This is a genomic window from Rhizobium grahamii (assembly GCF_009498215.1).
GTDB lineage: Bacteria > Pseudomonadota > Alphaproteobacteria > Rhizobiales > Rhizobiaceae > Rhizobium > Rhizobium grahamii_A.
In genome coordinates this window covers 2,572,501-2,595,316 of record NZ_CP043498.1, presented here as the reverse complement: position 1 = coordinate 2,595,316, position 22,816 = coordinate 2,572,501, and the positions used below count along the sequence as shown (strand labels likewise).

At 61.8% G+C, this 22,816-nt stretch carries 21 protein-coding genes; 2 read left to right on the top strand and 19 right to left on the bottom strand.

Features of this window, described 5'->3' with window-relative positions; translation table 11 throughout:
• Positions 1–15 precede the first annotated feature (15 nt).
• Positions 16–603 carry a hypothetical protein gene (locus FZ934_RS12570; protein ID WP_153272447.1) on the top strand — a complete coding sequence of 196 codons (588 nt, stop codon included), beginning with the start codon at positions 16–18 and terminating at the stop codon, positions 601–603.
• On the opposite strand, the gene FZ934_RS12565 is transcribed toward FZ934_RS12570, so the two are convergent.
• Together FZ934_RS12565 and FZ934_RS12560 are read right to left on the bottom strand one after the other, a co-directional pair.
• A complete protein-coding gene (locus FZ934_RS12565) occupies positions 594–935 on the bottom strand; it encodes a hypothetical protein (protein WP_153271336.1) in 342 nt (113 codons plus the stop codon). The two genes, FZ934_RS12570 and FZ934_RS12565, sit on opposite strands and share 10 nt — an antisense overlap.
• A gap of 100 nt (positions 936–1,035) precedes the next feature.
• Positions 1,036–1,698 (bottom strand): sulfite oxidase-like oxidoreductase, encoded by a 663-nt coding sequence (locus FZ934_RS12560; RefSeq protein WP_153271335.1) that lies wholly within the window; start codon positions 1,696–1,698, stop codon positions 1,036–1,038.
• A gap of 158 nt (positions 1,699–1,856) precedes the next feature.
• Here FZ934_RS12560 and FZ934_RS12555 point away from each other — a divergent pair, with 158 nt between their 5' ends.
• Positions 1,857–3,032: a M20 aminoacylase family protein gene (locus FZ934_RS12555; protein ID WP_153271334.1), complete on the top strand. Its 1,176-nt coding sequence runs from the start codon at positions 1,857–1,859 to the stop codon at positions 3,030–3,032.
• A 57-nt stretch (positions 3,033–3,089) separates the two neighbouring features.
• Here the strand turns inward: FZ934_RS12555 and FZ934_RS12550 are convergent, their stop codons facing one another.
• The 17 genes from FZ934_RS12550 to FZ934_RS12470 all read right to left on the bottom strand — a co-directional run bounded on the left by FZ934_RS12550 (position 3,090) and on the right by FZ934_RS12470 (position 22,664).
• Positions 3,090–4,877 carry an adenine deaminase gene (locus FZ934_RS12550; protein WP_153271333.1) on the bottom strand — a complete coding sequence of 596 codons (1,788 nt, stop codon included), beginning with the start codon at positions 4,875–4,877 and terminating at the stop codon, positions 3,090–3,092.
• Positions 4,874–5,794: a nucleoside hydrolase gene (locus FZ934_RS12545; RefSeq protein ID WP_153271332.1), complete on the bottom strand. Its 921-nt coding sequence runs from the start codon at positions 5,792–5,794 to the stop codon at positions 4,874–4,876. Before FZ934_RS12545 ends, FZ934_RS12550 begins: the two co-directional genes overlap by 4 nt.
• A gap of 4 nt (positions 5,795–5,798) precedes the next feature.
• Positions 5,799–6,824, bottom strand: a complete 1,026-nt coding sequence (locus FZ934_RS12540; RefSeq protein ID WP_153271331.1) for an ABC transporter ATP-binding protein — start codon at positions 6,822–6,824, stop codon at positions 5,799–5,801.
• Positions 6,817–7,596, bottom strand: coding sequence for an ABC transporter permease (locus FZ934_RS12535; RefSeq protein ID WP_016557255.1), 780 nt, complete (start codon positions 7,594–7,596; stop codon positions 6,817–6,819). Before FZ934_RS12535 ends, FZ934_RS12540 begins: the two co-directional genes overlap by 8 nt.
• Positions 7,593–8,420, bottom strand: coding sequence for an ABC transporter permease (locus FZ934_RS12530; protein WP_153271330.1), 828 nt, complete (start codon positions 8,418–8,420; stop codon positions 7,593–7,595). The genes FZ934_RS12535 and FZ934_RS12530 overlap by 4 nt, the downstream gene beginning before the upstream one ends.
• A 60-nt stretch (positions 8,421–8,480) precedes the next feature.
• Positions 8,481–9,503 carry an ABC transporter substrate-binding protein gene (locus tag FZ934_RS12525; protein ID WP_153271329.1) on the bottom strand — a complete coding sequence of 341 codons (1,023 nt, stop codon included), beginning with the start codon at positions 9,501–9,503 and terminating at the stop codon, positions 8,481–8,483.
• Between the two features lies 1 nt (position 9,504).
• The gene (locus FZ934_RS12520; protein ID WP_153271328.1) at positions 9,505–10,548 is read right to left on the bottom strand and encodes a LacI family DNA-binding transcriptional regulator; all 1,044 of its coding nucleotides are present in this window, start codon (positions 10,546–10,548) and stop codon (positions 9,505–9,507) included.
• 153 nt (positions 10,549–10,701) lie between these two features.
• Positions 10,702–12,123, bottom strand: coding sequence for an efflux transporter outer membrane subunit (locus tag FZ934_RS12515; RefSeq protein ID WP_153271327.1), 1,422 nt, complete (start codon positions 12,121–12,123; stop codon positions 10,702–10,704).
• A 151-nt stretch (positions 12,124–12,274) separates the two neighbouring features.
• A complete protein-coding gene (locus tag FZ934_RS12510; protein WP_153271326.1) occupies positions 12,275–15,385 on the bottom strand; it encodes an efflux RND transporter permease subunit in 3,111 nt (1,036 codons plus the stop codon).
• 41 nt (positions 15,386–15,426) lie between these two features.
• The gene (locus FZ934_RS12505) at positions 15,427–16,635 is read right to left on the bottom strand and encodes an efflux RND transporter periplasmic adaptor subunit (RefSeq protein ID WP_153271325.1); all 1,209 of its coding nucleotides are present in this window, start codon (positions 16,633–16,635) and stop codon (positions 15,427–15,429) included.
• Between the two features lie 119 nt (positions 16,636–16,754).
• The gene (locus tag FZ934_RS12500; protein ID WP_153271324.1) at positions 16,755–17,357 is read right to left on the bottom strand and encodes a TetR family transcriptional regulator; all 603 of its coding nucleotides are present in this window, start codon (positions 17,355–17,357) and stop codon (positions 16,755–16,757) included.
• Between the two features lie 91 nt (positions 17,358–17,448).
• Positions 17,449–18,393 carry a phosphoribosylaminoimidazolesuccinocarboxamide synthase gene (locus tag FZ934_RS12495; RefSeq protein ID WP_153272446.1) on the bottom strand — a complete coding sequence of 315 codons (945 nt, stop codon included), beginning with the start codon at positions 18,391–18,393 and terminating at the stop codon, positions 17,449–17,451.
• Positions 18,394–18,470: 77 nt separating this feature from the next.
• Positions 18,471–20,219, bottom strand: coding sequence for an SLC13 family permease (locus FZ934_RS12490; RefSeq protein ID WP_153271323.1), 1,749 nt, complete (start codon positions 20,217–20,219; stop codon positions 18,471–18,473).
• Between the two features lie 64 nt (positions 20,220–20,283).
• A complete protein-coding gene (locus tag FZ934_RS12485) occupies positions 20,284–20,988 on the bottom strand; it encodes a phosphoribosyltransferase (RefSeq protein ID WP_153271322.1) in 705 nt (234 codons plus the stop codon).
• A 4-nt stretch (positions 20,989–20,992) separates the two neighbouring features.
• Positions 20,993–21,802: a pseudouridine synthase gene (locus tag FZ934_RS12480; protein WP_153271321.1), complete on the bottom strand. Its 810-nt coding sequence runs from the start codon at positions 21,800–21,802 to the stop codon at positions 20,993–20,995.
• Positions 21,803–21,989: 187 nt separating this feature from the next.
• Entirely contained in the window at positions 21,990–22,196 is a 207-nt protein-coding gene (locus FZ934_RS12475; RefSeq protein WP_153271320.1) for a hypothetical protein, read from the bottom strand.
• A 132-nt stretch (positions 22,197–22,328) separates the two neighbouring features.
• Positions 22,329–22,664 (bottom strand): hypothetical protein, encoded by a 336-nt coding sequence (locus tag FZ934_RS12470; protein ID WP_113364527.1) that lies wholly within the window; start codon positions 22,662–22,664, stop codon positions 22,329–22,331.
• Positions 22,665–22,816: the final 152 nt, after the last annotated feature.

Below are 22,816 nucleotides of genomic sequence, written 5' to 3'. Positions count from 1 at the left end.
CGCGCGCTTACGCTCATGCTCGTGCTGGTAACGGCCGGCGGCACGGCTGCCCATCAGCGAACCGCTGACGGGCCGCATACCGGGATTGCCGTGCCGGAAATATCGCATGGCGAAATGATCATGATTGCCGAATACCGGTCGCGCATTATCGATCTGGCCGCGCGGGCAGTCGATACGAACGAGCCGTTCCGTCGGGTCCTGAATTTCGCTGAGATCCAATATGCATACTGCCTTTGGGGCCGGGTACTAGGCAGCGTCACGGATGAAGCAAGCCCCTTCAACGAATGTGCGCATGCCTATCTTGCCGCCACCAAGGCGGTGCTGCTGATGATGCGGACGATGAAGGGCGAAGCGGAGACCGCCGAGGCAATCGTCTCGGAAGTCGATGCCGGTATGGTTCAGCGTGGGCTTGCGTTGATCACTTGCGAGTTCAGCGGCGAGGCCTTCAACACGGCCGATATCATTCGGCCGCGCTGGAGCGCTGTTCCCACGCATTTGGCCAGCCTAACAACGCTCGTTGGTCTTGCCGGGATCTCGGGCCTGCTGGTCGTGGGGGTGCTTGCAATGCTTCGCCGCGCAGCCACCCCTCAGCGTCAGACGTAAGCGACGCGCTCGCCGAACTCGCTATCTTCATCGAAGTTCGTCGTGCCGATGCGGTCGCCTTCGCCAGAGAGTTTTGCGGGCTGCGAGCCGCCTGAACTCTGCTCGCCGCTCTTCTCGCTTGACGAATTTTCGAGCTTCGCGAGTTTTGCCTCAAGCGTCGATATATCGCTCTGCAGGGTCTTGGCTTCCGTCGGGTCCTCCGTGCTCGCAAGCTCGGCTTCCTTGCTTGCGATCTGCTGCTTGATGCTGGCACCGTCCGACGAGGACGAGGATGACGACGAGGAATTCGACGTAGAAAGCAACGTCGATGAGCTGGAAACTGCGCTGACCATGCGGTCCTCCTTGGGGTGATCCGCATCTGTCTACCGTGTGTCGCGTTACCGGCGAGTAAATAAGGTACCAATTGGTACCTTATTTTTTACAAGCACGTCACTAGTCGTCCGAATAGCGCTGCTCGCGCCAGGGGTCGCCCAGCATGTGATATCCGTTCTTCTCCCAGAAGCCTGCCGCATCACCGGCGAGAAGTTCGATACGCGACAACCATTTCGCGCTCTTCCAGAAATAGAGATGCGGGACCACGAGCCGCATCGGGCCGCCGTGGTCACGCGTCAAGGGTTGGCCTTCCCAGGTGGTCGCGAGAATAGCTTCCTCGGCTGCAAAATCGGCAAGCGGCAAGTTGGTGGTATAGCCGTCGTAGCTCGTCAGCATGACATGTGTTGCTTCCGGCCTGGGCTGGACGAGATCAAGAAGATCGCGCGTTGCTACACCTTCCCACTTGTTGTCGTAGCGCGACCATGTCGTTACGCAATGGATGTCCGATATCTTGCTGCTCTGCGCGAGAGCCATGAAGGCCGCCCATGTCAGGCTCTGTGAATGCTCGACACCACCCACCACCTGCAGGCGCCAGCTTTCCAGTTCCACGATCGGCTGCTCGCCGAGGTCGAGAACGGGCCAGTTCTTGACGAGGTGTTGTCCCGGCGGCAAGCGGTCGGTTTCCGGACGGCTGATGCGTCCGGTGAGAAATCTGCCTTCGCTTGCCCATCGGCGCTTTGATGTCGTGAGCTTGCTGTCGGTCGAAAGGCTGTCGTCGGTCATGGGGTATCCTCTGCCCGGATTAGGCATTTCGGGGCTCGAGCTGTCAAGGATTGCGGGAGAGGGACCTTGCTTGGTTGAACTCCCCGCGCTTTTGACCGATAAGGTTTTGAAAAGCGGGACCGTTCCGGCGCCTGCTCGCACTACAGGACGTCCGGCACATGCCCATTCCCGCCCGGATCGAGCACGATCTACCTTTCCTCACCGAATTGCGTCGCGATCTGCACGCCCATCCCGAGCTTGGCTTCGAGGAGGAGCGCACGAGCGATATCGTCGCGCGATTGCTCGAAGAGGCTGGTATCAAGGTGCATCGTGGGCTTGGCGGCACGGGTGTCGTCGGTACGCTGCAGGTTGGCAACGGGACACGGACGATCGGGTTGCGCGCCGATATGGATGCACTTGCGATGCCTGAGATCGCGGATCGTCCGTATAAATCCAAGTACGCCGGCAAGATGCACGCCTGCGGACATGACGGGCATACCACGATGCTGCTCGGCGCGGCGCGGCATCTCGCGGCGACGCGTGAGTTCTCAGGAACCGTGCATTTCATCTTCCAGCCGGCCGAAGAGGGCCGGGGCGGCGCACGCCGGATGGTCGAGGAAGGCCTGTTCGCGCTCTTCCCGTGCGATGCCGTCTACGGTCTTCACAACATGCCTGGCCTCGCCGTCGATGAGATGGCCGTGGTCGAAGGGCCGCAACTGGCATCGTCGGACAGCTGGCGCGTGACGTTCCGGGGGACAGGGACACATGGCGCCAAGCCGCACCTTGGCAAGGATCCGATCACGGCCGCTGGGACCTTCCTGATGTCGCTGCAGACGATCGTCGGGCGCGTCGTCGATCCGCTGCAGCCGGCCGTCGTCAGCGCCTGTTCGCTGCAGGCCGGCGACCCCAAGGCGTTGAACGTCATTCCCGATATCGTCGAGATCGGGGGGACGGCTCGGGCCTATTCGCCTGAGGTCCGCGATCAGCTGGAGGAAGAGATTGGCCGGCTCGCGAAGGGCACGGCGGCGATGTTCGGCATTGCGGTCGATTATCAGTTCGAGCGGCGCATTCCGCCTGTCGTCAACGACAGCGATGCGACTGCGCGTGCGCTCGGCGCGGCCGGAGCTGTCTTCGGGGAGAAGGTGCGCACCAATTTCCCACCGTCAACGGCGGGCGATGACTTCGCCTTTTTCGGCCAGAATGCGCCGGGATGTTACGTCTGGCTCGGAAACGGTCCTGCCGTCGATGGCGCCCTGCACCACAACACCGCCTATGATTTCAACGACCATGCGCTTGGTTATGGCGCGGCCTTCTGGACAGCTCTGGTCGAGCGTGAGCTGAAGGCTACGCTGTAGATCTTTTGCGCAGATTGATAGACTGATCAGCCGGGCAACAGCGCCCGGATGCTGAGGTTATTCGCTCTCAAGAATCTCTATCACGGGGCTTTCGGGCACCTTGCCGGTCAGGACGTCGGCGATTCCTCGGTCCGTCTGATGCGGGCCGACGTTGCAGGCAAGCGTTGCGCCGAAGCAGGCCTTGAACACGAGGTAGGGCGGCTTCCAGTCGACGATCTTTTCCATCGCCTTGCGGATCGCCCGGAAGGACGCTGCCGTTTCTGCCAGTGGGGCTTCCGTCACGAGGCCCGACACCGGCAGCGGCAGAAGCGCTTCGATCTGGCCGTCTCTCGCGACGGCCATGCCGCCGCCCGCTGATATCACCGCGTTGGCGGCGACCGCCATGTCGCGCGGGTTGCCGCCGAAGACGGTCAGGTTGTGGCTGTCGTGCGAGACAGTCGTGCAGAAGGCTCCACGCCATTCTCCCCAACCGGTGAGGAAGCCGACGCGTGGCTTGCCATCGACCTTGCCGTGCCGATGCGCGACCGCGATCATGGTGCTTCCGGCGGGCGGAACGACGAAACCGCCGTCGACACTGGCTTCCGCCTCGCCCCACTGCGTGAAACGGGGGCGGTCAATCGTGGCGACGCGAACGCGCTTGCCGGTGGCGGGAACTCTGAAGTCATCCTCCGTCAGGGCCGTCAGCTTGACCGAGTCCTGCAATGCCTGCGTCTCGAACGAGCGCAACTGGGCGTCCATTTCACCCGATGTCGAGACGATCGCGCCATTGGCGATGACGGCCTTCGTAGCGAAGCCAACAAGGTCTTTGAAGAGCACGATGTCGGCGCGCCGACCGGCAGCGACCAGGCCAAGATCCGAGCGCTTCAGCCGCTGCGCAGCGTTGAACGTGGCGGCTCTCAGCGCCCATTCCGGCTTCATGCCATAGCGGACGAGCCGACGGATGACGTCGTCGAGACCGCCGCCGTCCTTGAGTTCGTCGGGGAAGACGTCGTCGGTGCAGAGCGTGACCGTCGATGGCAGATGGCCGATACCGTTGAGTGCGGTGACGAATTCCTGCAGCAGATGGTCATGCGAGCCGCGCAGCTCGATGGTCAGCCCGGCGGCCAGCTTCTGCAGCAGGTCGGCGCTCGAGGTCAGTTCGTGGTCGGAAGTGACGCCGGCGGCCATGAAGGCGTTCAGGTCGGCGCCTTCGAGTCCGCGCGCGTGGCCGCAGACCAGCTTTCCAGAAGCGAGGCCGGCATTCACAATGTCGGTCATGCGCGGATCGCCGTCGATGACACCGCGCATGTTCATCACTTCGGCGACACCGCCGATGCCAGGCCACCGCAGCATTTCGGTGATAACAGATGCGTCGAAATCGGCGCCTGCGACTTCAAGCCCCGGAGCGGAAGGAACGCAGGAAGGCGCCAGGACGATGGTACGCAGCGGCAGGCACCGGGACGCTTCGATCGCCCAGCGCACGCCATCCAGGCCATGCACGTTACCGATCTCGTGCGGATCCCAGACAATAGTCGTCACACCGCGCGGAACAACGGCTGCGGCATACTCGGCCGGCGTCACCATCGAGCTTTCGATATGCATGTGCGTGTCGATGAGGCCGGGCGAGACGATGCTGCCTGTCGCGTCGACGATCTTGGCAGCGTCCGTGCGGCTGCCCGGCGCGTGGACGCTTGCAATCAGCGCTCCGACGATGCCGATGTCGGCGTCGCGGGTCAGACCGGTGACGACATCGAGCAGGCGTCCGCCCGAGATCAGCAAGTCGAAAGGCGTGTCACCGCGTGCTGCGGCGACGGCGCGGGTGCGAAGTGCGGGATCGTTGAGATCCTTCGGTTCCGCGGCGCTCATCGGCTGGCCTCATCGATCAGTGCGCCAAGGATAAGGGTACGCGCCTTTTCCGCGTCGATATCGACGGCATATTTGGCATTGAAGGTCGCATGCGTCGCCCGGGTCTCGACCACGGTGCGGCCACGCGTATGCTGACCCTGCAATTCGGCATCGATGCGCGCCGGACGGAAAGTAACGATGTCGGGTGCGACGAAGGCGACTGCGGCTGAGGGGTCGTAGATCGCCATTCCCGGCCTGCCTCGGCTCGTTCCGATGCCGATGTAGCCGTCGAGCATATCTGCGATAAGTGCCGCATTGGCGCCACCGGCGCCTCGCACCGGGCCGACGTCATCAGGCGTCGCGACGACCTTGCGGCAAAGATCGAGGTCGACCATGCGCAGCGGCAGATTATGGGCGAGAACGATGGCGAGGGCTTCCGGGTCGGCCAGCGCGTTGAACTCGGCGGACGCCGTGTGATTGCCTGCGGTGACGCCGCCGCCCATCCAGGTCAGTTCGGTGATGCGGGCAGCGAGGTCCGGGCGTGCCAATGCGAGGGCGGCGAGATTGGTCAAGGGGCCGAGCGCCAGGATCCGATGCGGGCCATCGGCCTCGAGCCAGCGGCAGAGGGCGGTGAACGCGTCGCTCTCCACCAGCGGCGCGGCGACGGGCAAGCCTTGGCCTGATGTCGGAATGCCTGTCTCGCCGAGGATCGCCTGCGCGGTTTCGAGCGAGCCGAGGACGGGCATGGCGCGGCCGCTGTGGATCGGGAAGGTCCAGCCGAAGGCCTTGGCAGCGCCCGCCGCGTTGACGCGCACCTGCGGCAGCGGCGTGTTGCCGAAGACGAGCGAGACGCCTGAGATATCGAGCTTCGCGTGCGTCACCACGAGGATCGCGGCGATATCGTCAAAGCCCATGTCGGTGTCGATCCAGACGCCCATGATGTTACCTGTAGCGTGAGAGCGGCGCTGCTGCGGCAAGTGGCAGGTCGAAGGCAAGCGTGGAGCCGATCGCATGCGTCGGCAGTTCCGCATCGACCTCGGCCTTGATGGGGCCAAGCGGCGTGTCGAGCAAATACTCTCTGACGTTGCCGGCAAACGAGGTGCCGCGCACGGTGCCCTGGTAAGGACCTGAACCAAGGTTCACCATGCGCGGACGCCAGGCCAGGCCCTTTGCGGCCTGCGGCGCTGGACCGGAAAGCTCGACTGATGTGGTGGATGTCGCGAGCTTGCCGTTTTCCAGCGCAAAGACGTTTTCAAAGCCGACGAAATCGGCGACGAAGGCCGAGACCGGCTTGTTGTAGATTTCCTCCGGCGTGCCGATCTGCTCGATGCCGCCGTTCAGCATCACCACGATCCGGTCGGCGAGCGCGAGCGCCTCGATCTGGTCGTGGGTGACGAAGATCATCGTGACGCCGGTTTCCTTCTGCACGCGCTGCAGCTCGGCGCGCATTTCGAGGCGCAGGCGGGCATCGAGGTTGGAAAGGGGCTCATCGAGCAGCAGAACCTTCGGCTCCATCACCATGGAGCGGGCAAGGGCCACGCGCTGTTGCTGGCCGCCCGAAAGCTCTGCAGGTTTGCGATCGGCAAACTTGGCAAGGCCGACAGACTTGATGCCTGATGTGACCTTGGCATCGAGATCCTTGCCGCCCATGCCCTTTAGGCGCAGGCCGAAGGCGACGTTCTCATAGACCGTCAGATGCGGGAACAGGGCGTAGGACTGGAAGACCAGGCCGACATTGCGTTTGTTGGCGGAGACGCGAGTGATCTCGGTTCCATCGAGCGTGATGCGGCCGGAGGCCGGATTGAGCAGGCCGGCGATCGAGCGCATCGTCGTCGTCTTGCCGCATCCGGAGGGGCCGAGCAAGGCGACAAGCTCGCCCTTGGCGATCGTGAGATCCAGATCCTTCACCGCGACCGTATCGCCGTAGGCAAGCGTCAGCTTGTCGAGTTTGAGATAGACGTCAGACATAACGAGAGAATCCCAGGAAGCGTTCGGCAAGGAAAACGATGCCGATGGAAAGGAAGGCGAGCAGCGAGGAGAGGGCCGCGATCGACGGATCGTAGGTGGTCTCCATGTAGCCCAGCATGTCGATCGGCAGCGTGCGCACGCCCGGACCGGAGAGGAAGAGCGAGACCGGAACCTGATTGAAGCTGGTCACGAAGCCGAGGATGAAGGCAGCCAGGATGCCGCCGCGGATATTCGGCATGACGACACGGAAGAAGGCGCCGACGCGTGAGGAGCCGAGCAGGACGGCTGCTTCTTCCATATCCGAGCGCAGGTTGTTGAGGCTGGCTGAAACGACACGCACGGCATAGGGCAGCACCAGCGCCGTGTGCGCCATGAACAGCGCCAGCGTGATGTTGAAGCCGAATGGCACGACGAGATAGCGCAGCAGCGCCAGGCCGACGATGATGCCGGGGACGATGATCGGCAGGGATACGATCGTGCGGACGGTTTCGCCGAAGGGCAGCTTGTAGCGCGACAGCGCATAGGCGGCGGGGATCCCGAGGATGAGCGCAGTCAGCGTACCGAACACGGCAAGGAACATCGACATCGCGAAGCTTTCGCGGAAGCTGTCGATGGTGAAGACCTTGGCGACCCACTTCAGGGAAAGACCCTGCGGCGGGAAGGCCAGCGTGTCGCCGGCCGAGAGCGATGCGGCGATGATGATCAGGAACGGGCCGATCAGGAAGATCAGCAAAAGGCCGAGAACCAGCGGAGAAAGAATGCGTGCGGTCATCGCTTGTTCCTCGCGGTCGCAAGGCGCTTGAGCAGGATGTTGGCGGCAAAGCTCATGACGATCAACATGAAGGCGATGACGCTTGCCGAGACGAAGTTGTTGGCAACCGACACCTGCTGATAGAGCAGCGTTTCCAGCATCAGCACCTTCGAGCCGCCAAGAACGGCGGGGGTGATGTAGGCGGTCAGCGATCCGGTGAAGACGAGCGTGCCGCCGACGACGAGACCTTCGCGGGTGAGCGGCAGGATCACCTTCCAGAAGACCTGGAACCAGTTGGCGCCGAGCACGCGGGCCGCGGGGATCGCATCCTTCGGCATATTTTCTAGTGCGCTGATCAGCGACAGGATCATCAGCGGCAGGAAGAGCTGCAGCAGGCCGATGAAGACGGCCGTCTCTGTGAAGAGCAGGCGCAACGGGCCGTCGCTGAGGCCGAGGCCCTGGATCGCCTGGTTGACGATGCCGGTACGGCCGAGAATGACGATCCAGGCATAAGTGCGGGCAACCGGCGAGATCATCAGCGGCAGGGTGATGAGGCCGATCATCCGGCCCTTGCCCTTGGGTGGCAGGTTGACGATCGCGAAGGCTGCGGCGTAGCCGATCACGGCCGAGACCGCCGTAACCTCAAGTCCCAAGCGGAAGGTCCGCAGAAAGACGGTGCGGTTCAGCTGCTCGGAAAAGAAGCCGGTATAGGCGCTGAGCGTCCAGCTGCCGTCGATGCGAAAGCCTTCGGAGAGGAGAACGACAACGGGCAGCAGAAAGACCAGCGCGGCAAAGACTGCTGCGGGCAGGGCAAGCGCCAGGGCTTCTGCGCGGTTCTGAAACATGAAACGACTTTCGACGGATGGAAGGGCCGGCTCCGACAGGTTCTGGAGTCGGCCTCGAAATTACTGGCCGACCTTCTCGTTCCATTCCTTCAGCCAGGCGGCGCGGTTGTCGAGCGCGGCTGCTGATGGGATGAGCTTCAGGCTCTTGGCGGTTTCTTCGCCGTAGGTGAGGTTGTTTGCGGCTTCCTCGGAGAGCTTGACCTCCTTATTCGCCGGGCTGTCGACGAGCTTTTCAGCAAGCTTCGTCTGGGTCTCGGTGGAGAGCCAGAAGTCCATGAACTGCAGGGCGAGATCGCGGTTCTTCGAGCCCTTGGTGACGACCATGACGTTCATGCCGCCGGTCTGGCCTTCCTTGGGTGTTGCCCACGCAACGGGAACGTCAAGCTTGGTGAAGCCTGCCCAGGAGAAGCGGCCGATCGGGGCGGCCCATATTTCCTCCTGCTGCATCAGCTGCACGAGCTGCGAGGACTTTTCATAGAAGGTAACGATCTCGTCCTTCTTCTCGCCGACCGCCTCGATCGGAGCCTTCAGATCCGGGTTATCGCTGCCGAGGGCCTGGCCGAGCATGAAAAGCGCCGGAGGGCCCTGGTTGGTGGTGACGTTCGGGAAGGCGACATGGCTGACATATTCAGGCTTTAGCAGGTCGGCCCAGGACTCGATCTTCATCTTGTCGGAGCGATAGGCGATCGAGGTGGCGTAGAAGGTGTAGCCGACGCTCATGCCGTCGCCATTCGGGTCCTTGGCGAGGTCGTATAGCTTGCCGAAATTGGAGAGCTTTGCGGTGTCGACCTTGTCGATCAGATCCTTGCGCGTGGCCGACAGGGCATCGGCCATGGAGACGACGGCCATGTCGATGACGGGGTTCGCCTTGTTGGCCTCCATCTTGGCAAGCCGCTCGACGCTGTTGCCGGTCTCGACAACGAGTTTGCAGCCGCACTTGGCCTCGAAAGGATCGTAGACGATCGACTTGAAGTCATCCTGAGCAAAGGCATAGACGGAAATCGTCAGCGTCTTTTCCTCTGCCTTCGCGGCGAGGGGCGACAGGGCCAATAGCGCGGCCGAAGCGATGAGGGCCTTTTGCATGTCAGGAGTTCTCCGTCTTGTAGGTAAGGTGAGCCGGGGCCGCAGGCCCTGATGATTGCCGAACGATCAGCTGCATCGGCACGCGATCCGTCTCGGCTGTAACGAGCACGCCTTCACGCGGTCCGGTCGCCTGGATCGTCCTGACGAGCGATTCGATCGCGATCTCTGCGATGAGGCGCATATCCATGGCAGCTGTCGTCAACGCTGGTGTAATCACGGGTGACCAGATGAGGTCGTCGAAACCGGTGACGCTTGCCATATCGGGCACGACGATGCCGTCCCGCTGAAGTTCGGTCAGCGCGCGCAGCGCCTGCAGATCGGAAAGGGCGGCAAAAGCGGTGTAGCCCTCACGGACCTTCTCGGCCAGGCCGAGGCTGCAGCCGTTGCCTTGGTCTCGCTCCAGCCGTTCGATCCACAGCGTCGTCGATTGCATATCGCCTGTCAGGCCGGAGCGAATGCCGCCTGCGCGATCGTTCTGGACGTTGGATTCGGGATTGTTGCCGATGATCAGGATACGCTTGTGGCCGAGTTCGGCGAGGTGGGTCGCGATGTCGCGTCCGCCCTGCCAGTGGTCGGCGGCAACGGTATTGCCGGGCGTGGATGCCGTATCGATCACCGCGACCGGACAGCTTGCCGCGGAAATGCGGGTGGCACGGCGAGGAACGATGACCATACCCTCGACGCCGCGCTCGATCAGCCTGTTGATGGCTTCGGTCTGCGCAGCGACATCGCCTCTGGAGTCGGCAATCAGGACGCCGTAGCCGGCGGTCGTCGCGGCGAACTCGATCGCCTGCGCTAGCTTCGGGAAGAGGGGATTTGCAATATCAGGCAGTACCAGGCCCAAGACACCGCTGCGGCCGGTTCGGAGTGCTCGTCCAGCTTGGCTGGGGACGTAGCCGAGTTCGCTGGCGTGCTCGCGGATTTTCTCCGCAAGGCTTTCGGATACGCGGCCCTTGCCTGACAGAGCGTTGGATACAGTCGCCACGGAGACGCCGAGCGACGTCGCTATCCTGCTCAGATTCGGTCCCGGTCTCGCTGAAGGCATGGTTTCCGACGCCCGTAGGTTAATCGTTTAACCACTCCGTATAGTACGGATGTCCCGTTGTCGAATCCAAATTTAGTTGAGGATATAATTATCCGCCCTGTGGGGATAAAAAGAAAGCCCCGGGGAACCGGGGCTTTCCAAACTCTATTTTTCTTAGCTTGCCTTTGGCGGTGCGACGGTTGGTTTTCCGTCTGGGGTGTATCCACCGCCGATGGCGATGTTGAGGGAGACGTAGTCCTTGGCCATCTGCTGGACGGCTGCGGCCAGGCTTGCCTGGGCAAGCGAGACCTGACGCTGGGCGTCGAGGACGTCGAGCAGCGAGGAGGCGCCGTCCTTGTAGCTGGCGGTCGACAGATCCAGCGTCTCCTGGGTCGTCTTGACCTGGGCACGCAGCGACTCGACCGTCTGCGCATCGCGGCGCACCGCCGACAGCGCGTTTTCGACTTCCTCGACCGCTTCCAGAACCGTCTGCTTCCAGGCGAGGTATTGGGTCTTGGCCGTCGACTTGGCGATGTCGACATTGGCGCGCAGGCGACCGCCGTCGAAGATCGGCAGCGTCAGCGTCGGGCCGAAGGACCAGGTCGTCAGGCCGCCATTGGCGCCGACAGGGCGCACGTAGGAGGGCGAGATCGCACCCGACAGGGTGATGGTCGGGTAGAGCTGCGAGATCGCAACGCCGATATCTGCGGTCGCCGCAGCCAGATTGCGCTCGGCAACGCGGATGTCGGGACGGTTGCGGATCAGGTCGGCCGGAACGCCCGACTTGATGCCGCCGCGGAAGATCGGCTGTGTCGAGCCGCGCAGCAACTCGTCGACCATCGAGCCGGCAGGCTTGCCGAGCAGGGTGGCGATATGGTGGGCCGAGACGCGGGCATTGGTTTCGAGGCCGGGGATTTCGGCCTGCGTCGACTGCACCAGACCCTCGGCCTGGACGACGTCGAGGCGCGAGGCGGCGCCGGCATCGAGCTGGAACTTGGTCAGCTCGTAGGTTTCCTGGCGCGACTTCAGGTTCGCCTTCGAGAGCGCGATGCGCTCCTGATAGTAACGCAGGTCGATGTAGGAGTTCACCAGATCCTGGATGTAGGTGAGCTTGGCGACATCGGCGGTCGAGTAGGCGGCATCGAGCGAAGCCTGGGCGCTTTCCTTCGAACGGCGATACTGGCCGAACAGGTCGAGCAGCCAGGAGACGCTGGCGGTGCCTGTCGTGGTGTTGGTGGCGCCAACAGAGGTGCGGCGCTCGCCCATGCTGCCGCTGACCGTGTGGTCGGCTCCGACCACCAGGCTCGGCAGCGAGCCGGCGCCGGCAACCGTCACGTTCGACGCCGCGGCATTGATGCGCTCCAGCGACTGCTGGATCGACAGGTTCTCATTCAGGCCCTGACCGACAAGACTGGTCAGGCGCGCATCGCGATAGGCGGTCCACCAGGTGGCCAGCGCAACGTCGCCGTCGCTCTTCGTGCCGCCTTCCTTGAACTTGGCCGGAAGCGGCATCTCCGGAGGAACGTGATCCGGACCGCTCACGCAGCCCGCGAGGAGAAGCAAAAGTGCCGGCGAGGCAAAGCGAAAAGACACCATTAAAAATCTTCCTGTAACTCGACCAAATTCATTTCATGCCTGAAGCCATCATGCTTCGCCATCGGCCGCGCTTCGCATAACGAGAAACACCATCCCGAAGCAGTCGGCCGCAATGTATCAATGAGTCTCGCTTTCTTACAGTGCATTTTTATCACACTCCCGCCTCATTTTTCTGCCGCCGGGAGAAGACCCTGCGGATGACGACGAAGAAGGATGGCACGAAGAAGATGCCGAGAGCCGTTGCGGAGAGCATCCCGCCGAGGACGCCGATGCCGATTGCGTTCTGAGCGGCAGATCCCGCACCCGTTGCAATCGCCAGCGGGACGACGCCGAGAATGAACGCCAGCGAGGTCATGATGATCGGCCTGAGACGCAGTCGGGCGGCCTCGAGTGTCGCGTCGATAATGCCCTTTCCTGTCTCCATTCGATCCTTTGCGAACTCCACGATCAGGATCGCGTTTTTCGCCGCCAGACCGATCGTGGTCAGCAGACCGACCTTGAAGTAGACGTCGTTCGCCTGCCCGAAGAGGGTCGCCGCCGCCAGCGCGCCAAGGACGCCGACGGGGACCGCCATGATGACGGAGAACGGAATCGACCAGCTTTCATAGAGAGCGGCGAGGCAGAGGAAGACGACCAGAACCGAGATCGCATAGAGCATCGGTGCCTGCGAGCCGGAGAGGCGTTCCTGATAGGAAATGCCTTGCCAAGCAACGGTATAGCCGCCGCCGAGCTGCTCCGTCAGTGCTTCCATTTCGTTCATCGCATCACCGGAACTGACGCCCGGGGGCGAAGCGCCTTCGAGAGGGATGGCACTGACGGCGTTGAAGCGTGCAAGCGTCGGGGCGCCCTTGACCCATTCGGTGCGGGTGAAGGCGGAGAACGGAACCATCTCGCCGCTGGAATTGCGGGCATACCAGTGATCGAGATCGCTCGGCTGCATGCGGAAGGGCGCATCGCCCTGAACATAGACAGGCTTGATCTCGCCGTTCAACGTGAAGTCGTTGACGTCACGTCCGGTGAAGATGACCGACAGCATCGAATTGACCGCAGCAATGTCGACACCCATGGCACCGATCTTTTCCTGATCGATGACGATCTTCATCTGCGGTTCGACTTCCTTGTTGTTGCTGCGCAGCGCAACGACCTTTCCGCTGGCATTGGCGGCCTGGATCAGCCGCTTGGAAGCCGCATCGAGCGCATCCGTGCCATGACCGCCGGTGTCCACAAGATACATCGAAAAGCCGCTCGATACGCCGAGACCCTGAATGGCCGGCGGCAACAGCGCGAAGACTTGGGCCTCGCGGTAGGTGAAGAAAGTCTTAAGCGCGCGGGTGACGACCGCCTGCGCATGCAGGTTCGCATCGGTACGCTTCGAGAAGTCCTTGAGCTTGGTGAAGACGATGGCGCTGTTCTGGCCGGAACCGTTGAAGCCGAAACCCAAGGCGCCGAACACCGACTCGACCGCATCCTTCTCGTTTTCACGATAGTACTTCTCGACCTTTTCCACGACGGCCTGGGTCTGCTCCGTCGTCGAGCCGGGCGGCGTCGTGACGATCGTCAGGAGAACGCCCTGGTCTTCCTGCGGCAGGAACGAGCTCGGCAGGCGCGTGAAGAGATAGGCGCAGCCGACGCCGATGAGCAGGAAAACGAGCATGACGCGGATCGGCCGCTTCAGCAGATAGCCGATCGTGCGCACGTAGCCGTTGGTCGATCGGGTGAAGTTCCGGTTGAACCAGTCGCCGACGCGGTTCTTCTTGTGCTCCGTCACCGGCTTCAGCATCGTTGCGCAAAGTGCCGGGGTCAGAACGATTGCCACGAGCGCTGAAAGCAGCATCGCCGAGACGATCGTGACCGAGAACTGGCGATAGATGATGCCGGTCGAGCCGCCGAAGAACGCCATCGGAATGAAGACGGCCGTGAGGACGAGCGCGATACCGACAATGGCGCCGGTGATTTCACCCATCGATTTTTCTGTCGCCTCGAGCGGAGAAAGCTTCTCCTCGGTCATGATGCGCTCGACGTTCTCGACGACCACGATGGCGTCGTCGACGAGAAGACCGATGGCGAGAACCATCGCGAACATCGTCAGCGTGTTGATCGAGTAGCCCATCATCGCCAGGATGCCGAACGTTCCCAGCAAGACCACGGGTACGGCAATCGTCGGAATGAGCGTCGCCCGGAGGTTCTGCAGGAACACCAGCAGAACGACGAAGACGAGAACGATTGCTTCGATCAGCGTGTGGACGACCTTCTCGATCGAGAGTTCGACGAAGGGCGTCGTATCATAGGGATAGGTGATCTCCACGCCTTCGGGCAGACCGCGGCTGATGGTGTCGAGCGCGGTGCGAACGCGCTCTGCCGTATCGATGGCGTTGGCGCCGATGGCGAGGTTCACGGCGAAGCCGCTCGAGGGCTGGCCGTTGTAGCGGGACGAGCCGCCGTAGCTTTCTTGGCCGATTTCGATGCGGGCAACGTCGCTCAGGCGGACGGTCGAACCGTCCTTCTCGACCTTGAGGATAATGTGCTCGAAGTCCGACACGGTGGTCAGCTGGCTCTGGGCGGTGATCGTCACGTTGAGCTGCTGCCCTTCGACGATCGGCTGCGCGCCGAGCGAACCCACCGAAACCTGCGTGTTCTGCGCCTCGATGGCCGAGGTGACGTCACCTGTGGTCAGCTGATACTTGACGAGCTTGTAGGGATCCAGCCAGACGCGCATGGCGTAGCCGGAGCCGAAGATGTTGATACTTCCGACGCCTTCGAGACGCTGAATCTGGTCTTCGATGGAGGTCGACATGATGTTGCCGAGATCGACCGAGCTGCGCTTGCCGTCCGTCGACACCAGCGAGCCGACGAGCAGGATGCTCGACGTCGAGCGTGTGACGCTGATGCCGGCATCGATGACGTCGCTCGGGAGCTTCGACTGCACCAGCTGCAGCTTGTTCTGCACCTGGACCTGCGCGATATCGGGGTCGGCACTCGTGCCGAATGTCAGCGAGATGCTCGCCGAGCCGGTCGATGACGTCGAGGTCATGTATGTCAGGTCGTCGAGGCCGGTCATGCCGTCCTCGATGATCGTTGTCACCGACTTCTCGACGGTTTCAGCGCTCGCGCCGCGATAGGTCGCGTTGATGCGCACGGTGGTCGGAGCGATGTCCGGATACTGCGAGATCGACAGCGTGAAGATCGCCAGCAGACCCGCGAGCATGATCGTGATCGCTATGACCCACGCAAAAATCGGTCGTCGAATGAAAAACTTGGCCATTGGGTTATCGTTCCTGTACGGCTCGGATCACGGTCGTCGCGTTACTTCGCGGCGGGCTTCTGCGCGTCACCGGACGAGGGTTGTTCCGCGGGTACGACGATACCCTTGTCGCTTATCTTCATCGGCATTGGCGTGACCGGCATGCCCGCCGTGATGGACTGCAGGCCGGAAACGATCAGTTGGTCGCCATCCTTGATCCCGTCGGTCACGAGCCAGGAATTGTTCGAAGGCGATACGTTTTCGAACGCCCGGGTTTCGACCTTGCCGTCCGCGGAAACGAACTGCGCCGTCAGTTCGCCGTTCGCGTTGCGGCTGGTGGCGAGCTGCGGAAGTGCGTAACCGTCCTGGGCACCAAGCTCAACGGTCGCGCGGACATACATGCCCGGCAGAATGATGCGGTCGGGATTGGGGAAGCGAACGCGGATCGTAAAGGTGCCAGTCGTTTCGCTGACGACCGACTTCGACATGTCAAGCACGCCCTTCTGGTCGTACTCCTTGCCGCTTTCGAGAATGAGACGGAAGGTGGCGCTTCCGGCCTGCTTCATTTCGCCCGAAGCGATCGCATTGCGCAGCCGCAGCAGGTTGGTGCTCGACTCCGTGAGGAGGATATAGACCGGATTCAGCTGGCGCACGGTCGTCAACGCCGTCGTCTGGTTTGCCGCGACGACGTTACCAACGTTGTAGGCTGTCTGGTCGATGACGCCGTCGAAGGGCGCGACGATCTTGGTGTGGTCGAGGTCGATTTCGGCGGCGGTCAACGAAGCCTTTGCGGCTTCGACTTCAGCCTGCGCCTGCAGAAGATTGGTCTTGGCGGTTTCGAACTCGATCTGGGTAGCGCCGGAGCCGACGAGGCGCTGGTAGCGATCGAAATTGCTTTGGGCGCTCGGCACGCTGGCTTCGGCCTTGGCGATCGCTGCGCGTGCTTGCGCGACGGCTGCGAGATAGGGCGCATCCTCGATCTGGTAGAGCACGTCGCCCTTCTTGACCTCACCGCCTTCGCGGAAGGGAATCTCGGTGATGATGCCGCTTACCTGGGGACGAATGTCGGCCGTCTGGAATGCCTCGGCACGACCGGGCAGGATGGTGGTAACGGGGAAGTTGCCCTTCTTCAGCGCGATGACACCGACGGGTGCTGCCTGCTGCGCCATGCCGGCAGCGCCTGCGCCCTGCTTGTTGTCGCTATCGCTGCAGGCTGCCAGAACGCCGCCGATCGTAAGCGCGGTGGTGATCAAAAGAAAACGCCGTATCATCCCTGAATTCCTTGCTCGGTGGCGACCGGAACGAAAAACGCTCGTCAGCCCGGAATCAAATGCCACCAACCCCATGTTAAAAAACTCTTGGCGAAGTGACGTATGTTAAGAATCGTCACTTAGCAAGGGCTATTTTGCAGTGCGGTATCGACGAAACTGACAATGTGCTGTGCGCGTCGAACCAGTGTTTCCTTGTCGTCATGGGCGATAAGGACGGGGTGAAGGACGCTGGCGAGAACGTCCGCTACGGTGCTCGCGGCATCTCTCAGGTTCGAACAATGATAGCGTCCGCTTGCAATGCCGTCGCGGATAATGTCCTCGAGTTTCTGGATGATGCGCTCGCGATAGCGGTTGCCTGCGTCAAGCTTGGCGTCGATCGTGGCGAGCACCATTTCGAAGATGTACGGGTTTTCCTTGATGTCCTGAAGGTGGCCGTCGAGCAGCCTCAGGACGAACTGCAACAGTTGATCTTGGGGCGGTAGAGCCTCGTCGAATGCCGCGAAACGGTCTGTTGCCTTGCCGAGGTGACGTTCGGCGATAGCATCGACAAGGGATGCCTTCGAGCGAAAATGCTTGAACACATTCGCTGGAGACATGCCGAGCGACGATGCGATATCGGCGATCGAAACCGCAGCGAAACCGCGCTGGCGAAACAGCAGCTCCGCCATCGAGAGTATGTCTTCCCGTGTTTCCTCAGCCCTTTGCCTTGGCCTGCGCGCCATTCGTTCCCCCGCCGGTTTGCCGGCCATCTTTCAGATGCTAGCGTCAGCAGATGAAGGCCCGCAAGCCATTTGCGGACCTCCTATCTGCGGGTCACGGGAAATAGGGGGCGAGATTGTGCCGGATGCGTTCGAGCGGCGTAGCGCCACTGTCGTCGGGCTGGAATTTCTGCGCCGTGATTGCCTCGAACGCCTTTATATAAACGTCTGAGGTCTGCTGTATCAGATCGACCGGGATTTCCGGTATGGCGTCCTTGTAGGGATCGCAGCGTTCGGCAACCCAGGCACGGACGAAATCCTTGTCGAAGCTCTCCGGCCGACGGCCAGCCTCGAACGCCGCCTGATAGCTTTCGGCCAGCCAATAGCGGCTGCTGTCCGGCGTATGAATCTCGTCGGCCAGGATGATCTCGCCGTTCTCGTCGGTTCCGAACTCGTATTTCGTATCGACGAGAATGAGACCACGCTCGGCGGCCATTTCCTGCCCGCGGGCAAACAGCGCCAGCGCATAGCGCGAGAGGGTCGCCCATTGTTGCTCGGTCAGCAAGCCGCGTTCGACGATTTCGGTCGGGGTCAGCGGCTCGTCATGGCCGCCATCGAATTCCTTGCTCGTCGGCGTGATCACCGGCTGCGGCAGCTTTTCGTTGTCTCGCATCCCGTCGGGCAGCTGCATTCCGTACATCTGGCGCTCGCCCTTCTTATAAAGAGTGAGGATCGATGTACCCGTCGTGCCGGCAAGGTAGCCACGCACCACGATTTCAACGGGCAGAATGTCGAGCCGCTTTCCGACAACCACGTTAGGGTCGGGATATCCGATGACGTGGTTCGGGCAGATGTCCTTCGTGGCTTCGAACCAGTAACGGGCCGTCTGGGTCAGAACCTGCCCCTTATAAGGAATGCAGGTCAGAATGCGGTCGAACGCACTCAGCCGGTCGGTGCTGATGATGATGCGGCTGCCGTCCGGGAGGTCATAGTTCTCGCGAACCTTGCCGCGATAGTAATTCGGCAATTCGGGGAAGTGGGCTTCGGAGAGGATACGCACGGGCTCGACCGTCCTTTTCGGATTCATTCGGGACTTTCCCTGCTGTAATTTCATTGCCTGCATTGTCAAGCAAAGCGCTACAGCCACACAACATATATAAGGATCAAGGCCGAAAAGTAGCTCAGGACGGTCAGCGGGCCGCCGGCACGCAGGAAGTCTGCGAAGCTATAATCCCCGACGCCCATCGCCAGCGTGTTGTTGTGGTGGCCGAAGGGGGTGAGGAAATCCAGCGACGCGCCGGCCGCCACCGCAATCAGATAGGCCTCGGGCCGATGATGGCCGAGAGTGGCGAATTCGATCGCGATCGGGCTGAGGACTATCGCAACCGTCGCATTGTTGACGAACGGGGTCATGATCATGGCGAGGAAGAGAACAACTGCGAGGCCGACCAGCGGGTTTGAAACCGGAAGAATTGTGCTGAGCGCGGTCGCGATCATTTCTCCGGTGCCTGTTGTCGCGACGGCGGAGCCGATCGGGATCATCGCGGCCAGCATGATGATGATCGGCCAGTTGAGGTCGGCTATGGCCTGGCGGATGTTGATATAGTTGCAGAGAGCCAGGGTGAGTACGACGCAGGAGAGGGCTATCACCGGGCTCAACAGGCCAACGGCCATGGCAAGGATGCCGGCGGCGAAGATTGCGAAGGGCTGCCATGAGCCGGTTGCGCCGGCATGCGGCTGGGGCGACGCCAGCGCGAGGCATTCGCACTCGTCGAGCGCGTCGGTAATCGCATCGGGTCGCCCCTCCAGGATCAGAATATCGCCGATCGAAAGCTGCTGATCGTGGAAACGGCCCTCGACGCGTGGAGATCGCTTGGCCAGCCCGACAACCGCGACATTCCGACTCTCGAATACTTCCAACGAGCGGAGCCTAGATCCGACAAGCGTGCTCTCCGGCATGACGACGGCTTCCACCCGCGTCGTATCGGCCTCCGCCCAGCCCGACGACCTGACGGTGCGCAAGGCGTTTGCCGCCGAGAGCTCATTGAACACGACATCGTCGGCTTCTGCGAGCAGCGTATCGCGCTCGGCTATGACGGATGCCTTGCGCGCAGGGAAGACGAACTTGTCATCGCGAATGAGCGCGTGCGGCTCTAGCTGAAACCGATCGGGGAGATCCGACAGGTTTGCGCCGACGAGCGGTGATGTCGATGGAATGTGCCATTCCGCCAGCACGCGACGTCGCGATACTGTCGGCAGATCATCGATCGTCTCCTCGGTGCTGGGGAACAATCGTGGTGCCAGCCAGGCGGCCAGGATGATCCCTGCCACGGCAACCGGCAGGCCGACATAGGCGAAATCGAACAGGCGAAAGCCGCTGCCGGTGTGTTTGGCAAGCGCATCGCTGACGAGGAGATTGGCCGGTGTGCCGATGAGCGACACCGTGCCGCCGAGGAGAGCCGCGAAAGACAACGGCATCACGAACTGCCGCTTCGGAAACCGGGTCAGGTTGCTGACACGCAGTGCAACCGGCAGGGTAATCGAGAAGGCGCCAATGTTATTCATGAAGATTGAAATGAAACCGGTCACGCCTGATAGAAAGGCGACGACGGCCGTATTCGTAAGCCGTGCGCCGGCAAGCCGGCTTGAAAGCTGATCGAGCAGCCGGGTCTTCGCCAGAACCTGCACGACCAGGAGGATCTCGATGACCGTTATGACAACCGGACTCGAGAAACCCGCAAACACCTTGTCGACGGGATAGAGACCCAGGGCATAACCTGCAAGCAGGCCGGAAATGGCGACGATTTCCATGCGAACGCGATCGATCAGGAATACGCCGAGCATGGCGATCAGCAGGACCAGCAATGATGCTTGCGCGAACGTCATGAAGCCTTTCCGCCTATCGGTCGAAGCGAATGTAGCTGTTCGGCAAGCGCTGTATAGGGCCGATCTACATGCCTCGGAGGCTCGGGAGCTGCCACATTCCGTCAGCGGTCCGTTCGAGGATCGGGGTGGAGAAGACGCCGATCGTTCGCTCGGGCCAAAGGCTGCCTGCTTCCGCGAGCTTGTCTCGCCAACGCTGCGATTGCAGCATGGCCGCGCCGATCACAACCGGCTCGAGGCCCGAGGCTGCGAGCAATGCGATCCCGGATACGATGGAGGCGCCGCTTGAAATCACATCGTCTACAAGCGCGATCCGCTTGTTTTCGAGAAGCGGCAGCATGCGCGGGTCTATATAGAGACACTTCTGCTGTGTCGGTGTCGTGATCGAGGAGAGGGCGACCGAGAGATCGTCGCGATACCAGAACTTTCGCGAGGTTCCGAGCGGCACATAGCGCTTGTGCCCGAGCTTCTGCGCGACAGCGGCCGCAAGCGTCAACCCGAGCGTCGGAAGGCCGACGACCATGTCGATATCGAAAGCTGCGAGCTTTGCGGCAAGTCGTGTCGCCAAGGCGTCGAGCACCGCGAAACTGGCCTGGTTGATAATCAGGGACGCCAGCGCGTGCTGGCCGTCCGCCAGCGGGCGTATCGGCAGGCGCAACTGCTCCCCGTCATCCAGTTCTGCCACGTAGAAGTCGGAGAAGCTGCTGTTCCGATCGAATGTGTCGGCCGGATGCATCTCCTGCCAGAAGTCGTGCGCCGCGAGAGTCGTCATATCGTCAATTCCGTCCGGCCGATACGAGGCCCGCTCGCCGCCGCAATGTCTGCAATTCAGCGTCCGTCAGTCTGCGTGTTCCGCCCTTCGGCAAATCGCCGAGCGCGACGTCACCGATCGCAACGCGCACCAGCCGCAGACACTCGATGTCGAGTGCTTCGAGCATGCGGCGGATCTGCCGGTTGCGGCCCTCGTCGAGTTCCACTTCGATCCAGGAGTTGCGGTCTCCCTGTCTGAGCAGCCTTGCCGATGTCGCCTTCAGCACCTCGCCGTCGTGGCGCAGGCCATAGGTCATCTCGGCCAACATTTCAGGTGGGATGATCTTGTCGATCTGGACATGGTAAGTTTTGGTGACGTGGGTGATGGGATCGAGCAGCGCCTGCGCGAACACCGTGTCGTTGGTGAAAAGCAGCAGTCCCTCGCTTGCCTTGTCGAGACGTCCGACCGGGGAGAGATGGGGTATGTCGATATCGATCCCCTTCAGACAGTCATAGACCGTCGGGCGACCCTCAGGATCGTGACGCGTGGTAACAAGCCCGCGTGGCTTGTTGAGCATGAGATAGGTCATCGGCTCGGCGGCAATGCCGATACCATCGACTTCGATCTTTGCGGTGGTGAGATCGACCCATGCGGAAAGGTCGGATACCGCACGACCGTTGACAGAAACGCGCCCCTCGGCGATCAGCCGCTCTGCCTGGGTGCGCGAGCAGTAGCCAAGCTTCGACAGTGCACGGGGCAGGGTCACGCGCTTGCCGGCATCGCCGCCGGATTTCGCGTAGTCCCTCGGCTGCTGTTTTCCGCGCCGCGCCTTCAAAACCTGCCTCTGTCGTCTGATCGTGCCGACGTCTTTGACATGAAGAACGGCAGAACGCCAGCCGGAATGGCCGAAACGCGGGGGATAAGACCGGTCGGAGTTGTACACATCCAAAGTGAAAGGTGGCGTCGTACGCCACCTGCCTTGAATAACGGATTGATTGCGTTTTGAGCCGATACGGCGAGGCCTAATGGCGGGCCATGAAGCCGGCGAGTTCCTTGCGGCTCATGATGACGCCTGCCGCAGCCTTGTCCGGCTCCGGATGGGTATAGGAGAAACTTGGCATTTCCGGCAGCTCGAGAGCTTGCCGCATGTTCATAATGCCAACAGCCAGGCGACCGCCTGCTCCGTCAACACTGACTTCGACGATGTACTGAGAATTCTTGCCATCCATCGACAGCCCTCCCTCTCTTTGTCGGTTGCTTGTCCCTAGCGTCGAAAATGGGTTTTTCTAAGACCTAAGTATTACGAGCCGCATGCCCCCTTGGATCTATGCGGCTCGCAACTAGGGTGTTTTTCGCTGGTGTCAACGCCACCACTGCCGCGGCGGCGCCTGATGTGAGCTGAGCAGGTAGCCGGCAAGGAAGCCGAGCGCGCCGGCAAGCGTCAGCGCAGTGGTGGTTGCTGCGGCATGCTCGCGCGCGGCACCCGCTGCGGCCACACCCTCTGCCTTGATCTGGGCAACGGCGGTCTTCGCGCGCGGGCTTATCTCGTCATAAGCCTTACCGGCGCGGTCGCGGACTTCGTAATAGGCTTCGGCTCCTTGCGCCGAGATCATCTTCTGAAGTCTGGATACTTCCTGCTGAAGCGCTGCGATGTCTTTGCTGACGGAAGCGCGGATATCGTCGGTTGTGGCAGCCATGTCTTTTCTCCTTTCGGCTTACGGGAAGAGGAAACACCGGAAGCAGGTCTTCGGTTCCGATTGGGTGAGCCGAAGCCGGGATGCCCCTTCAGATGACGCCGGACGCGCATGTTTCAAGTGCCTGGGGAGTATCGGGGAGAAAGGGGCGGGCT

What these genes read in the sequence shown, in the direction of transcription:
- FZ934_RS12570 (WP_153272447.1), top strand. Translation starts at nt 16, where the DNA reads ATGCTCGTGCTGGTAACGGCCGGCGGCACGGCTGCCCATCAGCGAACC.
- FZ934_RS12565 (WP_153271336.1), bottom strand. Translation starts at nt 935, where the DNA reads ATGGTCAGCGCAGTTTCCAGCTCATCGACGTTGCTTTCTACGTCGAAT.
- FZ934_RS12560 (WP_153271335.1), bottom strand. Translation starts at nt 1,698, where the DNA reads ATGACCGACGACAGCCTTTCGACCGACAGCAAGCTCACGACATCAAAG.
- FZ934_RS12555 (WP_153271334.1), top strand. Translation starts at nt 1,857, where the DNA reads ATGCCCATTCCCGCCCGGATCGAGCACGATCTACCTTTCCTCACCGAA.
- FZ934_RS12550 (WP_153271333.1), bottom strand. Translation starts at nt 4,877, where the DNA reads ATGAGCGCCGCGGAACCGAAGGATCTCAACGATCCCGCACTTCGCACC.
- FZ934_RS12545 (WP_153271332.1), bottom strand. Translation starts at nt 5,794, where the DNA reads ATGGGCGTCTGGATCGACACCGACATGGGCTTTGACGATATCGCCGCG.
- FZ934_RS12540 (WP_153271331.1), bottom strand. Translation starts at nt 6,824, where the DNA reads ATGTCTGACGTCTATCTCAAACTCGACAAGCTGACGCTTGCCTACGGC.
- FZ934_RS12535 (WP_016557255.1), bottom strand. Translation starts at nt 7,596, where the DNA reads ATGACCGCACGCATTCTTTCTCCGCTGGTTCTCGGCCTTTTGCTGATC.
- FZ934_RS12530 (WP_153271330.1), bottom strand. Translation starts at nt 8,420, where the DNA reads ATGTTTCAGAACCGCGCAGAAGCCCTGGCGCTTGCCCTGCCCGCAGCA.
- FZ934_RS12525 (WP_153271329.1), bottom strand. Translation starts at nt 9,503, where the DNA reads ATGCAAAAGGCCCTCATCGCTTCGGCCGCGCTATTGGCCCTGTCGCCC.
- FZ934_RS12520 (WP_153271328.1), bottom strand. Translation starts at nt 10,548, where the DNA reads ATGCCTTCAGCGAGACCGGGACCGAATCTGAGCAGGATAGCGACGTCG.
- FZ934_RS12515 (WP_153271327.1), bottom strand. Translation starts at nt 12,123, where the DNA reads ATGGTGTCTTTTCGCTTTGCCTCGCCGGCACTTTTGCTTCTCCTCGCG.
- FZ934_RS12510 (WP_153271326.1), bottom strand. Translation starts at nt 15,385, where the DNA reads ATGGCCAAGTTTTTCATTCGACGACCGATTTTTGCGTGGGTCATAGCG.
- FZ934_RS12505 (WP_153271325.1), bottom strand. Translation starts at nt 16,635, where the DNA reads ATGATACGGCGTTTTCTTTTGATCACCACCGCGCTTACGATCGGCGGC.
- FZ934_RS12500 (WP_153271324.1), bottom strand. Translation starts at nt 17,357, where the DNA reads ATGGCGCGCAGGCCAAGGCAAAGGGCTGAGGAAACACGGGAAGACATA.
- FZ934_RS12490 (WP_153271323.1), bottom strand. Translation starts at nt 20,219, where the DNA reads ATGACGTTCGCGCAAGCATCATTGCTGGTCCTGCTGATCGCCATGCTC.
- FZ934_RS12485 (WP_153271322.1), bottom strand. Translation starts at nt 20,988, where the DNA reads ATGACGACTCTCGCGGCGCACGACTTCTGGCAGGAGATGCATCCGGCC.
- FZ934_RS12475 (WP_153271320.1), bottom strand. Translation starts at nt 22,196, where the DNA reads ATGGATGGCAAGAATTCTCAGTACATCGTCGAAGTCAGTGTTGACGGA.
- FZ934_RS12470 (WP_113364527.1), bottom strand. Translation starts at nt 22,664, where the DNA reads ATGGCTGCCACAACCGACGATATCCGCGCTTCCGTCAGCAAAGACATC.